The sequence below is a fragment of the Methanomicrobiales archaeon genome, from assembly GCA_030019205.1.
Taxonomy (GTDB): domain Archaea; phylum Halobacteriota; class Methanomicrobia; order Methanomicrobiales; family JACTUA01; genus JASEFH01.
Genome location: JASEFH010000002.1, coordinates 104013 through 118698 on the forward strand (window position 1 = coordinate 104013; position 14686 = coordinate 118698).

Genomic DNA, 14686 nt, shown 5'->3' on the forward strand with positions numbered 1-14686 from the left:
GTGTTTGTATTGGCTCTGCTCCCCGATCGATGGCAGCGAAGGCTCAAAAATATCATAATTGTTCGCGACAGACTGTACTGGCGAGGAACTGAATGGCTGAAATCCCGAAAGAGGAGTATATTTTTAAGTGCACGTCAGCCTGTGCTGGCTGCAGTTCAACCCTCTGCCTGCGGTACGTTCTCAAGGCCGCAGGTCCCGATACCGTTCTCATCGTGCCGGCCTGCTGTACGAGCGTGATCCAGGGGATCTACCCCCGCACGGCCATGAACATACCGGTCTACAACATCGCGTTCGCCGCAGCAGCCGCCTGCGCATCCGGCATGAGCTCGGCCTATCGCGCGGCAGGGAAGAAGACCAACGTGATCGTCTACGCCGGTGATGGAGGGACGGTGGATATCGGGCTGCAGGCACTCTCCGGAGCGTTCGAGCGCGAGACAGATTTTCTGTACATATGCTACGACAACGAGGCCTACGGAAACACCGGCATGCAGCGATCCGGCTCGACACCGCTCGGTGCGCTGACGACGACCACGCCGGGCGGCAAGATCCACAAGAAGAAGGATATCGACGGGATCGTTGCGGCGCATTCTCCACCCTACATGGCAACCGCCTGCAGCGCCTACCCCCTCGACCTCTACAAGAAGGTGCAAAAGGCGCTCTCCATCCGGGGCCCGACCTTCATCCACATCCTCGCTCCCTGTCCGCCGGGCTGGCGGTTCCCCGCGGATAAGACCATCGAGATGGGAAAACTCGCGGTCAAAAGCGGCATGTGGATCCTCTGGGAGCGCGAGCACGGCAGGCTCACCGTCAGCGGGCCCTCGCGGGCGGCGATGAAGAATCCAGCGCCTCTGGAGTCGTATCTCAAGGCGCAGGGTCGGTTCCGGGGTCTGGATGCGGCAACGGCGGATGCCCTGCAGCAGCAGGTGCAGGAGAATATCCGGCGCATCCGGTGCGAGGTGGAGGAGCCATGCGCATGATGGCGACGGGAAACAAGGCGGTTGCGGAGGCGGTGCGGCAGGCAAAACCCGCCGTCGTGGCCGCCTACCCCATCACCCCCCAGACCGAGATCGTGGAGACCATCGCCAGCTTTGTCTCCGAGGGGAGCATGGAGAGCCAGTACATTCCGGTCGAGAGCGAGCACTCCGCCATGGCCGCCTGCATCGGCGCCAGCGTGACCGGCGTGCGGACGTTCACGGCCACCAGCTCCCACGGGCTGCTCTACATGCACGAGATGCTGCACTGGGCGGCCGGCGCCCGGCTCCCCGTTGTCATGGCGAACGTGAACCGGGCGCTCGGTCCCGGCTGGAACATCTGGGCGGAGCACACCGACGCCTTCTCCCAGCGGGACACGGGCTGGCTGCAGGTCTACGTCAGCACCGTGCAGGAGGCCTATGATGCCACGCTGATGGCGTTCCGGATCGCGGAGCACGGGGACGTCCTCCTTCCGGTTATGGTCAACCTGGACGGCTTCTCCCTCTCCCACATCAATCAGCCCTTCGAAAAGGTGGAGCTCGGCGATTTCATCCCCGATATGCGGCTTCCGCACGCGATCGATACGGCGAACCCCCGCGGCTACGGGCCCCTCACCGGACCGGAGGAGTTCTACAGGTTCCGCTGGGATATCGAGCGGTCGATGCGGAACGCACGGGCGGTGATCGAGGAGACGGAGCGGGAGTTTGCGGAGCGGTTCGGCCGCTCCTACGGCTGGACCGAGGAATATCGCGTCGAGGATGCGGACGTGGTGATCGTGGCGATGGGAACGCTCGGAAAGGAGGCGGAGGTCGCCGTCGATCGCCTCCGCGAGGAGGGGGTGAAAGCCGGCTCCATACGGATCCGCTGGTTCCGCCCCTTCGCCCCGCTCGACCTCGGCGGGCGGGACGCGGTGGTGATCGACCGTGACTACTCCTTCGGATTCGGGGGAGTGCTCGCCCGCTCAATCCGCTCCACAACGGGAACCGCGCCGTACTCCGTGATCGCGGGGCTCGGCGGCCAGGAGGTCACCTACGAGGATATGGCCGGGTTCGTGCGGGAACGGCGGCCCGGGGAGGAACTCTGGTTCGGGGTGAACAGCCATGTATGAAGTGCGGGTCCACTCCCGGGGCGGCCAGGGCGGGGTGACGGCAGCCAAACTCCTCGCCGAGGCGGCGGTCCTCGACGGGCGCTACGCCACCGCCTGCCCCTTCTACGGGGCGGAGCGGCGGGGTGCGCCGGTCGTCAGCTTCGTGCGGATCGACGACCGCCCCATCCGCATCTACAGCCAGATCAAGCGGCCGGACCTGGTCGTGGTGCTGGACGCCAGCATCATGGATACGGTGGACGTGCTGCAAGGCCTCAAGGAAGGTGGGACGGTGCTCCTGAACAGTTCGAAAGACCTGCAGCTCGACGGCTACCGCACTCTCGAAGTGGATCTCACGGGCATCGCCCTCGCCCTCGACCTGGTGGTCGCAGGGAGCCCTATCCTGAACACGCCGGTTCTCGGGGCGCTCGCAAAGCTCGGAATCGTCAGCCTGGACTCGGCAAAGCAGGCGATCCGGGGGACGTTCAAGGACGAACGGAACGTGCAGGCCGCTGAAGCGGCGTATGCGGAGATGGTGGTATGAGCGAGCGTCTGGCGATGAGCCGCCCCGTCGAAGGGGCCTGCGGCAGGACCGGGGCGTGGAGGACCTTTCGCCCCGTGGTGGACAGAGAGAAATGCAACGCCTGCGGGCTCTGCGCCCTCTACTGCCCCGAGGCGGCGATCGACGAGAATCTCGACGTCGATCTCGACTTCTGCAAGGGCTGCGGGATCTGCGCCAACGAGTGCCCGAAAAAAGCGATCGCGATGGAGCGGGAGGAGCGGTAGAGGAAAAGCCTCTCCCCTCCCGAAGAGAGGGGAACGATCGCCACTCGTACAGGGCCCTTATCACTCCCCTGCACGGCAGAGAAGATCGAACCCGGGCCAGCATCCCCGATCCTCCCTCTGCCTCCGACTACCCGGGCTCATGCTGCACTGCAGTTCCATGCAATCGCGCCGGAATGCAGAAGAGCGGTGTGCGCAGTCAGCCTTCATGGAGGTCATCCCAAAACCACATTCAGCATCATTATTGCGAGGGACATGCAGGGCAATCGATCAGCTGCTTGACTCTGCAGAAAATGGCGACCTTATGATTTCGAACAAGAGAGGTAGTTCGCATGGTTCAGTTGACACCGGTACTCCCTGGCGATCGACGGCGGGGATGGTTCCAATCGCCTCGAAGATCTCCTTTCCTTCAAGCGGGGCAGCATGGGAGGAGAATCTGCCGCTCCACCTCCCCACCTCAATTTCCCGCAGCCCTGCAACCGGGACTCACGCGGGGAAGGTTTGTCTGCAGGTTTTTTTCTTTCACCCATCCCCCGGTTCACGCAGGAAATCCCGCCGCCGTGCAGCTGTTGCACACATTTGGTATCTCTTTGAAAATTCTTAATAATAATATAAATAATATTAATAAGTGTTACTAATAAGAAAAAATTTATTACCAATAACGCCTATCCTTCCATGAGGAGTGTGGAGCCTGTGCAGGGCAACAATCGCCTCAACCGACTGCACGTCCCATGATACCGATAAAGGAATTCGGGCTGCAATACTCCTCTCCTTCTCCATCTTTCTACCGGGTTTCTCGCTGCCCGCTCGCAGCGTCTCCTGCGTAAGACACGACTCTCGTACTCCGCGTTCGTTCTCCCCATGGCGAGCGGAATGCCATATTCTGTAACATTTCCCGCTGTCTCTTCCTGGGTGCGCCCCATTCCCGAAAACCGCCTGAAAGTGCCATGCTGCCGGGGCCGCCGTACTGCCATCGCGATTGTTCACGGCCTCTCCACGAAGAGGATGAAATTGCAGCAGGATGGACCTCGCGCGCTGTCCGCTTGAGGTGCCATATCCTCCAATCGGTCGGTAACCTTCTCTTTCGTACAGCGCGCGGGACCGGGATGGGGTCCTCCTGCCGGGGTTGCGGGAATGGTCCGGGGCGTGCATCGCCGTCTGAACGAAGACGGGAGGAACGTTCAGGCGCGCAGGGGTTGCCTTGCTCTCCGAACGGGACTGCGGGAGCCGCAGTGGGCACCGGCCGGCGGGACGACTCACTCCGCCTCGATCGGGCACTGGGCGATGTACTCCAGGTTGAACTTGTAGAAGTGGATGAAGTCGCAGTTGCGGCAGTGGACCGTGAACTGATCGCAGCCGATGGTCAGGTCGTGGGGCCCCTCCGCGCGGCAGTGGGGGCAGACCGCTGTGGCGACCAGGCTCCAGACATCGTAGCAGCCGATCTTCGTATAGAGCCCCTTCCGCCCCACCTCCTCGATCCGGGGGATGAAGATCCGCGTGGCCCCGCAGTTCGGGCAGACCACCTGGGCCTGGCTGCGCACCGCTTTTATCACCTGATCCACTTCCTTTCCGCAGTTATAGCAGGAGCAGCGGTGCTTGGTGAAGATGAAGCGTTCGCTCATGGATGTACCTGACGGTGCAGACATTAAAAGGTATGGTGAATGAAGCCGGTGGGATGCAGCGCTCCGAATCAAACCCGCTATCAAGGGCCGCATATTCACCGGGCGAGCGGGGACAGGAAGAGCGCATCGTGCACGCCTCCCTGCCGCTCGCTTCCCGGCCACCCTTATTTCAGACTCCAGGCCCGGAGGACGGCTTTACCCGATCAGATTCCCCAATCCGGTGCAGGATCCGGATCTCACACCGGGAAGTTGCGTTATTCCCACGGGAAGAAGGACATTCACCATGCTCTCCTGCCCGCATCCGTGGATCGTTGGTAAAATACGATTTCTGGTTGAGGGGGAAAAAAGATGAGGCGTATCCGGGACCTAGAACTCGCCGCCCATACCGCCCATGCCACCCATGCCGCCCGCTTCTCCCGGAGGCATGCCACCTTCCGGCGGTGCGGGGGTCTTGGATGAGGCGATGACGTCGTCGATGCGCAGGATCATCATGGCGGCTTCGGTCGCGCTCGAGATCGCCTGGGTCTTGACCCGCAGGGGCTCGACGACACCCTTCTTGGTCATGTCGACGGCCTTGCCCTCGTACACGTCCAGACCGATGTTCTTCTTCCCCTTCTCGTGCGCTGCCCGGAGCTCGACGAGCATGTCGATTGGGTCGAGGCCTGCGTTCTCGGCGAGGGTGCGGGGGATGATCTCCATGGAGTCGGCAAAGGCGTTGATCGCCAGCTGGGCGCGCCCGCCGACCGATGCGGCATAATCCCGCAGCCGCAGGGAGAGCTCGGTCTCGGGGGCGCCCCCGCCCGCGATGTACTTCTTGTCCTCGATAACGACGGAGACCACGTTGATCGCATCGTCGATAGCCCGCTGGAGTTCGTCGACGACGTGTTCGGTTCCACCGCGGACGATCAGGGATACGGCCTTCGGATTCTTGCACTTCTCGACGAAGATCATCTCTTCGCCGCTCACCTTGCGCTCCTCGACGAGACCGGCGTAGCCGAGCTCCTCGGCGCTGATCGCGTCGATACTGGAGACCACACTGGCGCCCGTCGCGCGGGCGAGCTTCTCCATGTCGCTCTTCTTGACCCGGCGGATGGCGAGCACCTTGGCCTTCGCAAGGTAGTGCTGGGCGATGTCATCGATGCCCTTCTGGCAGAAGACGACGTTGGCACCGCTCTGGACGACCTTGTCCACGATGTTCCGGATCATCCGCTCCTCTTCGTCCAGGAATGCCTGGAGCTGGTCGGGGCTGGTAATGTTGATCTCGGCGTCGACTTCCGTCTTCTTGAACTCGATGGGGGCGTTCAGGAGCAGAATCCTGGCGTCCTCCACTTTCCGCGGCATCTGGGGGTGGACACGCTCCTTGTCGATGATCATGCCCTCGATGATCTCGGAGTCCTCGATGGAGCCGCCCACCCTTTTCTCGATCTTGACGTTCTCGGGATCGACGGTGCCATCCTCGTCGGCGACCATGGTGACCGCCTTGACGACGAGCTGGGTCAGGGCCTCCTTCGCCGCCTCCGCACCCTTGCCGGTCATCGCCGTGCTGGCGATGTTGACGAGCACATCGGTGTCCTTCGGAGTCACGCCGAGCGCGATCTCGTTCAGGATCTCTTCGGCCTTCTCGGCTGCGAGGCGGTAACCGTGGGCGATCACGGTCGGGTGAACCTCCTGGTCGAGAAGGTCCTCCGCACGCTTGAGGAGTTCCCCGGCGATGACCACGGCGGTGGTCGTGCCGTCCCCAACCTCATCGTCCTGGGTCTTGGCCACCTCGACCATCATCTTGGCGGCGGGATGCTCGATGTCCATCTCCTTCAGGATTGTGACGCCATCGTTCGTGATCACCACGTCACCGATGGTATCCACGAGCATCTTGTCCATCCCCCGCGGTCCGAGGGTCGTTCGCACGGCATTGGCCACCGCCTTGGCGGCCGCAATGTTGGCACCCTGGGCATCGCGTCCGCGGGTGCGGCTGCTGCCCTCCTTGAGGATTAAAATCGGCTGTCCTGCGAGTTGTGACATGGAACATCACCGTTTTTGCGGTGAAATAGTTGGTTTGTAGTTCTATATAAAATTTTATTCTTTGATCAGCTCGATGAGTTCCGATCCATCCTCGAGAGACCGCAGGCGTTTCTCGCCGAGGACGAGGGTCTTGCCGATCTTCTTCTGCTTATCGTAGTTCGCGACGATGCAGAGCGCGTGCACCCGTGCTACCTGGGAGATGCTCCCGATCAGGGGGGCACGCTTCTCCACCCGCTCCGCCGACCCGTAGCCGGTCAGGATCGTGTCCTTCTTGAAGAGGGCGAGGACCTCGAAGGGTGCACGGCGGGTGGCGTGGAGCTCCATGCCGATGCGCTCCAGGTCGGACGGTACGTCCTGCGTCGTCTGCTCGGGGATGTGGGGAGGGCTCGAGGGGGCATGGAGGAGATCGATGGGGATGGAGATGGCAGTGTCGAAGATCTCCTCGATTCTGGCGGCGATATCCACGGTCGTCCCCATGCCGCTCTCGTACTTGCTGATGGTCCGGCGGGAGACGCCGAGCATGTGCGCCAGATCGCCGAGGGAGAGGTTGTGCCGCTCCCGGAGGCTCCGGAGCAGCACGCTGTCGATGCTCACGTACAGCCCTCCCGGCGAGGCGTAGATCAGCGGGGGGATATTGTCGACGAAGTAGTCGTACAGGGTCGCCGCGTTGATGGCGAAGATGCCGTGGCGGATGTAGGCGGCGCCCCGTTCAAGCACCGCGTCGCGGGCCCGCTCCCCCACGATCAGCGGAGACGCCAGGAGGTGGCGGGCGATGAGACCCAGATCGAATGCGATGTCCTCGCTGACGCTGTCGATCTGGGCGACCACCTTGATGATCACCAGAAACCGCTGGTTGCCGCAGATGAGGTCGAAACTGCGGGGGCGGATGGTGCAGGGCTGGGAGACCTGGTAACCCGCCATCCGCATGATGCTGGTGACCATCTGGAGGAGCTCTTCCAGGGGCATACTCTTTAAGAACCGATATAGTGTATGTTGGTAATAAATATAGGGTTATGCGCATCGGGATCGACGACACGGACTCGCCGGCCGGCATGTGCACGAGCTACATCGGGGCAGTGCTGCGGCAACGCCTGGAAGAGCGGAAGTTCTGCGTCTCCGGAGCCTGCCTCCTCCGCCTCAACCCCAATGTCGTCTGGAAGACGCGGGGGAATGCGGCGATCTGCATCGAGGCGGAGGGGGATCCGGACCGGGCGTTCTCGATCGCCTGCGCGTGCGTGGAGGAATTTGCAGATTTTTCCGCGGAGAACACCAACCCGGGCGTCGTCGTCACCGAGGAGAGGATCCCCTCCGGTTTCTATTACCGCGCAGTCCAGGGGTTCTGCGAGATCTCGGAGGCCATCCGCCTGCTGGAGACGTCCGGTGCGCGGTACCGGGGCTACAAGAACCGGCGGGGGCTTGTGGGAGCCACGGCGGCCGTCGCGAGCGAGCTTCCCGACCGCACCTACGAGTTCCTCGCCTACCGCAAACCCGAGCGCTGGGGGACGCCTCGGTACGTGGAGAGGGAGACCCTCTTCCTCGCGGATGCAAAGACCTACCCGCACACCTGGGACACTGTGGACCGTAGGAACGATGCGGTGGTCTGCGTCCCGCACACGCCCGATCCGGTCCTCTACGGCATCCGGGGGGAGAGCCCCGCCTGGGTGTCGTATGCCGCCCATTTTATCCGCTCCGAAGAGCCGGAGATCGAGCAGATTTACGCCACCAACCAGGGGACCGACGTGCACCTGATACCCGGAGTCATCGGTGCGCTCGAGGAGGGGAGGTCCTACCGGGTGGAGGGGACGGTCGCTTCCCTCCCGGAGACCCGCGCCGGGGGGCACGTCTCCGTCCTCCTCGGAAGGGACGGAAGCACGCTGCGCTGCATGGCCTACGAGCCCACGAAGGAGTTCCGGGACGTCGTACGGGCTCTCCTCCCCGGCGACCGCCTGATCGCGGCGGGAAGCTACAAGGGCGGCAGCCTCAATCTGGAGAAGATGTGCGTCCGTTCCCTGGCGGCGGCGGTGGAGAAGCGCCCCCCCCTCTGCCCGGCCTGCGGGCGGAGGATGACCAGCGCGGGGAGGGGGAAGGGCTTCAAGTGCAGGTTCTGTCCGGGTCGTGCGCAGGCTCCGGAGCTCCGATCCGTCGGGAGGGCGATCCGCTGCGGCTGGTACGAGGTGCCGCCGATCGCACGCCGCCACCTGGCAAAACCGCTGGTACGGTTCACCCCCGCGGAGCGGGAGTGCGGGGACCGCCCCTGCATCGCGAGTGCCGTTTCGCTTCCGGGGAAATGAAGCGGGCGTGCACCACGGCGGGATGCTGAAATTCCTTTATGGTCTGGTACACGCATATACTAGTGGGGGAACGGGAGGGAAATGGACGAACCAGTACAGCAGGTGCGGATTCTGCCCGGCATGAGCGTCGCCGATCTGGTGGAGCAGATGGGGAGTGCCGGAGCGTTCAATGCGGGCGCTCTCTATCGCGCCTCGCAGATCTACGAGGACATGCTGCGGGACGCATCCGCCACGCGGTTCTTCGGGCTTGCCGGGGCGATGGTGCCGGCAGGCATGGGCGGGATCGTCGCGGACCTGATCGAGCGCGGCCACATCGACGTGCTCGTCTCGACCGGCGCGAACATGGTCCACGACATCATCGAGGCGATCGGCTGCCGCCACCTCCACGGCACTGCCAGCGGCTCGGACACGGAGCTCCGCCACCGGGAGATCAACCGCATCTACGACGTCTTCCTCCCGAATGATGCATTCTGCAGGTTCGAGGAGTTCGTCCAGGGCGTATTCGCCGGGCTCGAAGAAGGTTCGGCGCACTCCATCAGCGGACTGCTCCGGCGGATCGGGGAGAACCTGGATAGCGGCATCCTGGCTGCCGCGGCACGGCAGAACGTCCCCGTCTTCTGCCCGGCGATCCAGGACTCCATGATCGGGCTCCAGTACTGGCTCTTTCGAGAGACGCGGAAGGTGCCGGTCGATGCCTTCCTGGACATGAAGGAGATCATCGACCGCTGCTTCGCTGCGGAGCGGGCGGGGGTGCTGATCCTGGGCGGCGGCGTGCCCAAGAACTACATCCTCCAGTCCATGCTCCTCGCTCCGAAGGGGTTCGACTACGCGGTCCAGCTCACCGGCGACCGTCCCGACCTCGGGGGTCTCTCGGGGGCAACGCTGGACGAAGCCCGCTCCTGGGGAAAACTCCAGGAGGAGGCGGTATCCGCGACCGTCTACGGGGATGCGACCATCACCTTCCCCCTGCTGGTGGCCGCCGTCCTGGAGAGGCTGCAAAGATGACGGACCTGATCCTCGCCCTGGACGTGCGCGACCCGGCGCAGGCGGTCGCGGTCGCGACCGCCTGCGCGCCCTTCATCGATGCCGTCAAGATCGGCTATCCTCTGGTGCTCGCCAGCGGCCTGCGCATCGTCGGCGAGCTGGGCGGACTCGGACTCCCCGTCATCGCCGACTTCAAGGTGGCGGACATCCCGAACACCAACCGCCTCATCTGCGAGACCGTCTTCTCCGCCGGATGCGACGCCGTGATCGCCCACGCATTCGGCGGTTCGGACGCGCTCTCCGCCTGCGTGGAGGTGGCCCACCGCCACGGAGGAGCCTGCTACGCCGTGGCGGAGATGAGTCACCCCGGGGCGACCGAGTTCTTCTGCCCCGAGACGGCCGACCGGCTGGCGGCGCTGGCGGTCGCGGTCGGTGCGGACGGGATCATCGCGCCCGCGACCCGCCCGGAGCGTGTGCTCCGCCTCCGCGACGTCGTGGGAGGGCTGAAGATCTACTCCCCGGGCGTGGGGGCCCAGGGAGGGGATATCCATGCGATCGCACCCATGGTGGACGGGGTGATCGTGGGCAGAACCCTGTACGAGGCTCCCGATCCAGCGGCTGCGGCAGAGGAGCTCGGCTGGATCCGCCGATGATGAGAGAAGGGAGAACGGCCCCCGTTCTCCGCACGGAAGGGCGGATGCGCATCTGCCCGAATGACGAGCCCTATGAGTCGGTTGAGGCGGATCCTCTGGCTTTTTGTGCGTCATTTGCGCGGTTCGGGGTGATAATTTTAATAATCCGCTGATCTATGTAGTAGTATGGACTGGACACCCGAACAGCGCGCACTCGCGGAGAAGTACAGGGGTCTCAAGGAGATTCCGGTCGAGGAGCGCAGGTACAAGTGCTATTCCTGCCACCACGTGGTGGACCGTATACCCTGCCCGGAGTGCGGGGAGGTGAGCCTCGAGATCATGTGCCCCCTCGATCACTGCGAGTGCTCCCACGACATTGTCACCGGCATCGAGTACTGTCCTCTCTGCGGCGCAGCCGTTTGCCCGTCCTGCGGGTCCCACGACGTAGTGCAGATCAGCCGGGTGACGGGCTACATGCAGGACGTCTCCGGGTGGAATGCCGGTAAACAGCAGGAACTGAAAGATCGGGTCCGTTACACGGTGGCATGAGGTATTTCATCCGGGAGGCGACCCTCTTTCTCCGGGGCGACTTTGTCGGCGCGAGTACCGCCGTCCATGGCGGTATCGGACGCGTCTCCACGATCTTCAACCACAGCGTTCCTGAAGACTGGGACGGGTCTGATCCCCGTGCCTATATCCAGCGCCTGGCCCGGCGGGAAGGGTTCGGCGAAGATGCGTTCGGTCTCCTGACGGCTGTTGCGTTGAGCAACCTCTGCATCCTCCAGTACGACATGCTCACGGTGTTCGTCACCGCAGGGGTGAGAGAATCTGCTCCGGCGCTGCCCGGCACCATCAACCTGATCATCTACAGCCGCGAGGGGCTATCGCCCTCCGCTCTCCTGGAGACGATCATCGTCGCCACCGAGGCGAAGACCCGGGGGCTGCAGGCGGCGGGCTATTCCTGTACCGGAACTCCGACAGACGCCGTCGTGGTTGCCAGCGAGGGGGAGGAGAAGCACGTCTACGCCGGGGTTCTCACCGAGGTGGGGAGACGGGTGTATGCCGCCGTCCAGTTCGGCGTGGAGCAGGCGCTGAAGAGGCATGCCGGAACAATCCGGAGGGACGCACCCTCCTTCTTCGTATACAGCCGATACGGCGGGGATCACTGGGTGGAATGGAGGGCGGAGGGGTGCCCCTACTATCCCTGCCACTTCCCGGGGCAGGTCTGCGACTTCTGCTACTGTCCGTTCTATCCCTGCGGGGATCCGGCTCTTGGCGAACTCGTGGAGAGTTCCACCAGTGGAGAGATCTGGAGCTGCAGCCGCTGCCATCTTCTCCACCTGCCGGCGGTGGCAGAGTACCTGAAAAGAAACCCGGAGGCAACTCTCCGGGAACTGAAGCGCTATCGGGACCGCCTGGAAAAGAAGATAAGTTAGCTCTCGGCGACGCCCAAGGCGTCCAGCAGCTCTTTCAGGGGAATCCCGTGAACTTCTGCTGCCTCGCGGATCGTCTCCCCGCGGGCGACCGAACACCCGAGGCACCCCATACCGAACCGGAATAAAACCTGGGCGGATTCGGGTTTTTCCCGAAGCAGCTCCATTATTGTACTGTCTGCCGTTACCGTCATGCTCAGTTTATCTGCGCTACCGGTACTTAAGTGTTCTTTCCGCCTGCAGTTTCGCACCGTGGACCTATGCTTATAAGGTTTGAAGAACGCCAGATATAAGCTGGAGATGTAATATATGGAAGTATCCACCATTGTCGAAAGAATCTCCCAGAAAATCGAACAGAAAGGCGTTCAGGCCGACAGGAAAAAGATCGAGTCCAAGATACGGCGCCTGATCGAAGAGTTCGGAGTGAACCCCGCCGAAGCCGAGCGGACGGTGATGAACGAGGTCGCCCGCGAGCACTCGATCACGCCCTCGGGCGGCAGCCGGTCGACCGACCTCCTCGAGATCGGAACTCTTGTCCCCGGCGAGTGGGTGTCAGTGCAGGGAAAGGTCGTCTCTCTGTCCAATCCCCCATCCCCCAGCATCGCCCAGAGCGGCATCATCGCCGATTCCAGCGGTGCGATCCGGTTTGTGGTCTGGTCCAGCGCCAACGCACCCCGCATGGAGCAGGGCAAGTGGTACCGTCTGGAGTCCGCCGTGGTCGATTCCTACAAGGGCATGCCGAACCTGAAGATGCACTCGGGCACGACGATCGTCGGCGTGGACTCGGACGCCATTCTGCTTCCCAGTATATCCCCCATCGCCGATCTGAAGCCCGGCGTGGGCAGCATCCGTGCGAAGATGGTGCAGGAGTGGGAGCCCTCCCACGAGCGAATGCTCCAGACGGGGCTCCTCGGCGACGAGTCGGGCACGATCAAGTTCACCATCTGGAAGGACGAACCTGAGAAGGAGAAACTCGCGCCGGACACGGTCTACAACATCTACTACGGCCAGGTGGACGAGTTCAACGGCCGCCTCTCCCTGAACCTGAACACCGCGGTCTACATCGCCGACGAGGGCGACATCGAGGTGGGTGCCGGCGATGTCGCGAAAGGCGTGATCGTCCACATCGCGCCCGGCTCCGGGCTGATCAAACGGTGCCCCGTGGAAGGCTGCAACCGCACCCTCTCCCGCCAGAACTACTGCCCGATCCACGAGATCCAGCAGAAGTTCCGATACGACCTCCGCCTGAAAGCCGTCCTCGACGACGGGACCAGGAGCCGGAACATCCTGTTGCAGCGGGATCTCGTGGAGCAGCTTTCCGGCATCACCCTGGACGAGGCGATCGAACTGGCGGAGAACAACCCGCTGGGAATGGACGAGGTCTTCTACCGCCTCCGGGATGCGACGATGGGGCGGTATATTGCATGCCGCGGCAGCGAGATGGACGGCAGGATCCTGGCCCGGCAGTGCGAGAAGCTGACGTTCGATCCTGCGAAGCTCGCGGATCTCCTGAACCGCGCGGGAGGTGCCTGATATGGCCGAGAGGAAGGGAGCCGGACCGCGCCACCGCGAGGGGTTCGAGCGCGAACCGGCGCGCCGGGTTTTCGCCGCCGAGCTCCGCGAGGTGAACCTGCAGTTCAAGGACGGGGAGGACGAGAAAAGCCCCAGCTATATCCTGCTCCCCACCGGTATCCGGGCCAACCGCATTTTCTTCATCGGGACGCTCACCGAGAAGGAGCGCCGCGGGGACCAGAACATCTTCTACCACGCGCGGATCTCGGATCCGACCGGCACGTTCTTCGTCATCGCGGGCAGCTACCAGCCGGAGGCGATGCAGCAGCTGGCGAAGATCGAACCCCCTGCCTTCGTTGCCGTTGTCGGAAAACCCAACGTCTACCAGTCCCCGAGCGGTGCCGTGCTGGTATCCATCCGTGCAGAGTCCATCGTGACCGTGGATGCCGACACCCGCAACTGCTGGGTGATGGACACCGCGAAGAGCACGCTGGACCGCCTGGACCAGTTCGGTTCGACCGAAGACTCCGAGAAGGCGAAGGCGCATTACAACACCGATCCTGAAGTCTACAGGAAGATGGCGTACGATGCGCTCACCCAGCTGAAAATATAACCTTTTTTCGACCGTCAGGGCCCTTACGGCAGATACCAGTAGAGGAACAGTGCGGACCAGCCTATCATGTACGTGAAGAGGTACCCGGCAATGGTCCGCGGCACGATCTGCTGCAGCCGGCGGGATCCGGAGGAGTACAGCCCCTTCAGCCTCTCGTGGTTGCGCAGGTACTCCTTGAACCGTGTCACTCCGGGGATCCGGGAGATCAGGCTGTCCAGGGGGTGAACGATGATCTCCGGCAGGAGGAGCCCGATGATGACCGAAACCAGGAGCTGCAGGCCCCAATCGGGCACGAACGGGTTGGAGAAGAGGAGCCAGATCGTAAAGAGCACGGTCTTCCCGCTCACCAGCCCGATCATATGCATCACCATACAATTTTATCCCCTGCATGAGATAAAATCTTGGAAATTGGCCTGCGGAGAGACTCATCCGCACCGGATCTCCATCACCTGACGCAGATGGCCCGCCGTTCTGCCGTGGATACGGATAGCGCTGGTATGCCCTGCCGCATCCCCGGGCGCAGCGGGACCGCTCCGGAGCAGGGAGGTGCGCCTTCATCTCCCGGTTATGGCCGGTTCTCCTGCCCGTCCTCCCGCCATGCGCGAATCCGTCTCCCTGCCCGGGATACCGTCCAGACCGAACCTCTTCCCGTGAACCGGTGTCCGGATCTCGTGTGCTCACGACGGCAGTCCTCCCGCCCCAGCACCGGGGTCAGCCGCACGAAGATGGGAGGGCGTCCCC

Annotated in this window: 16 protein-coding genes; 11 read left to right on the top strand and 5 right to left on the bottom strand. The window is 63.2% G+C overall.

Translation table 11 applies throughout. From position 1 onward, the window contains the following. Nucleotides 1-92 precede the first annotated feature (92 nt). Genes QMC96_02040 through QMC96_02055 form a run of 4 tightly spaced genes read left to right on the top strand, consistent with a single transcriptional unit; the run spans nucleotide 93 to nucleotide 2842 of the window. Entirely contained in the window at nucleotides 93-977 is an 885-nt protein-coding gene (locus QMC96_02040; protein MDI6875535.1) for a thiamine pyrophosphate-dependent enzyme, read from the top strand. Further along, on the top strand, nucleotides 968-2080 hold the full coding sequence (locus tag QMC96_02045) for a transketolase C-terminal domain-containing protein (protein MDI6875536.1): 1113 nt from the start codon (nucleotides 968-970) through the stop codon (nucleotides 2078-2080). The genes QMC96_02040 and QMC96_02045 overlap by 10 nt, the downstream gene beginning before the upstream one ends. Then, nucleotides 2073-2600, top strand: coding sequence for a 2-oxoacid:acceptor oxidoreductase family protein (locus QMC96_02050; protein MDI6875537.1), 528 nt, complete (start codon nucleotides 2073-2075; stop codon nucleotides 2598-2600). The genes QMC96_02045 and QMC96_02050 overlap by 8 nt, the downstream gene beginning before the upstream one ends. Then, the gene (locus QMC96_02055) at nucleotides 2597-2842 is read left to right on the top strand and encodes a 4Fe-4S binding protein (protein ID MDI6875538.1); all 246 of its coding nucleotides are present in this window, start codon (nucleotides 2597-2599) and stop codon (nucleotides 2840-2842) included. The genes QMC96_02050 and QMC96_02055 overlap by 4 nt, the downstream gene beginning before the upstream one ends. Nucleotides 2843-4095: 1253 nt before the next feature. Here QMC96_02055 and QMC96_02060 read toward each other — a convergent pair. The 3 genes from QMC96_02060 to QMC96_02070 form a co-directional block, all read right to left on the bottom strand. Continuing rightward, nucleotides 4096-4461, bottom strand: coding sequence for a hypothetical protein (locus tag QMC96_02060; GenBank protein ID MDI6875539.1), 366 nt, complete (start codon nucleotides 4459-4461; stop codon nucleotides 4096-4098). Between the two features lie 366 nt (nucleotides 4462-4827). Then, nucleotides 4828-6480: a thermosome subunit alpha gene (thsA, locus tag QMC96_02065; GenBank protein ID MDI6875540.1), complete on the bottom strand. Its 1653-nt coding sequence runs from the start codon at nucleotides 6478-6480 to the stop codon at nucleotides 4828-4830. Between the two features lie 54 nt (nucleotides 6481-6534). After that, a complete protein-coding gene (locus QMC96_02070) occupies nucleotides 6535-7446 on the bottom strand; it encodes a transcriptional regulator (protein ID MDI6875541.1) in 912 nt (303 codons plus the stop codon). Nucleotides 7447-7493: 47 nt separating this feature from the next. Between QMC96_02070 and QMC96_02075 the strand changes: the two genes are divergently transcribed. The 5 genes from QMC96_02075 to QMC96_02095 all read left to right on the top strand — a co-directional run bounded on the left by QMC96_02075 (nucleotide 7494) and on the right by QMC96_02095 (nucleotide 11823). After that, on the top strand, nucleotides 7494-8771 hold the full coding sequence (locus tag QMC96_02075; GenBank protein MDI6875542.1) for a tRNA(Ile)(2)-agmatinylcytidine synthase: 1278 nt from the start codon (nucleotides 7494-7496) through the stop codon (nucleotides 8769-8771). 81 nt (nucleotides 8772-8852) lie between these two features. Beyond that, complete coding sequence (locus tag QMC96_02080) at nucleotides 8853-9776, top strand: deoxyhypusine synthase (protein ID MDI6875543.1); 924 nt, start codon at nucleotides 8853-8855, stop codon at nucleotides 9774-9776. Continuing rightward, on the top strand, nucleotides 9773-10408 hold the full coding sequence (pyrF, locus tag QMC96_02085) for an orotidine-5'-phosphate decarboxylase (protein ID MDI6875544.1): 636 nt from the start codon (nucleotides 9773-9775) through the stop codon (nucleotides 10406-10408). Before QMC96_02080 ends, pyrF begins: the two co-directional genes overlap by 4 nt. Nucleotides 10409-10573: 165 nt before the next feature. After that, nucleotides 10574-10936 carry an anaerobic ribonucleoside-triphosphate reductase gene (gene nrdD / locus QMC96_02090; protein ID MDI6875545.1) on the top strand — a complete coding sequence of 121 codons (363 nt, stop codon included), beginning with the start codon at nucleotides 10574-10576 and terminating at the stop codon, nucleotides 10934-10936. Continuing rightward, entirely contained in the window at nucleotides 10933-11823 is an 891-nt protein-coding gene (locus QMC96_02095) for an adenosylcobinamide amidohydrolase (protein MDI6875546.1), read from the top strand. Before nrdD ends, QMC96_02095 begins: the two co-directional genes overlap by 4 nt. On the opposite strand, the gene QMC96_02100 is transcribed toward QMC96_02095, so the two are convergent. Further along, nucleotides 11820-12014: a DUF1858 domain-containing protein gene (locus tag QMC96_02100; protein MDI6875547.1), complete on the bottom strand. Its 195-nt coding sequence runs from the start codon at nucleotides 12012-12014 to the stop codon at nucleotides 11820-11822. The two genes, QMC96_02095 and QMC96_02100, sit on opposite strands and share 4 nt — an antisense overlap. Before the next feature lie 115 nt (nucleotides 12015-12129). Here QMC96_02100 and QMC96_02105 point away from each other — a divergent pair, with 115 nt between their 5' ends. Both QMC96_02105 and QMC96_02110 read left to right on the top strand, forming a co-directional pair. Then, entirely contained in the window at nucleotides 12130-13353 is a 1224-nt protein-coding gene (locus QMC96_02105) for a nucleotide-binding protein (GenBank protein MDI6875548.1), read from the top strand. Nucleotide 13354: 1 nt separating this feature from the next. Beyond that, nucleotides 13355-13945: a nucleic acid-binding protein gene (locus QMC96_02110; protein ID MDI6875549.1), complete on the top strand. Its 591-nt coding sequence runs from the start codon at nucleotides 13355-13357 to the stop codon at nucleotides 13943-13945. 23 nt (nucleotides 13946-13968) lie between these two features. On the opposite strand, the gene QMC96_02115 is transcribed toward QMC96_02110, so the two are convergent. Beyond that, complete coding sequence (locus tag QMC96_02115; protein ID MDI6875550.1) at nucleotides 13969-14316, bottom strand: hypothetical protein; 348 nt, start codon at nucleotides 14314-14316, stop codon at nucleotides 13969-13971. Nucleotides 14317-14686 lie beyond the last annotated feature (370 nt).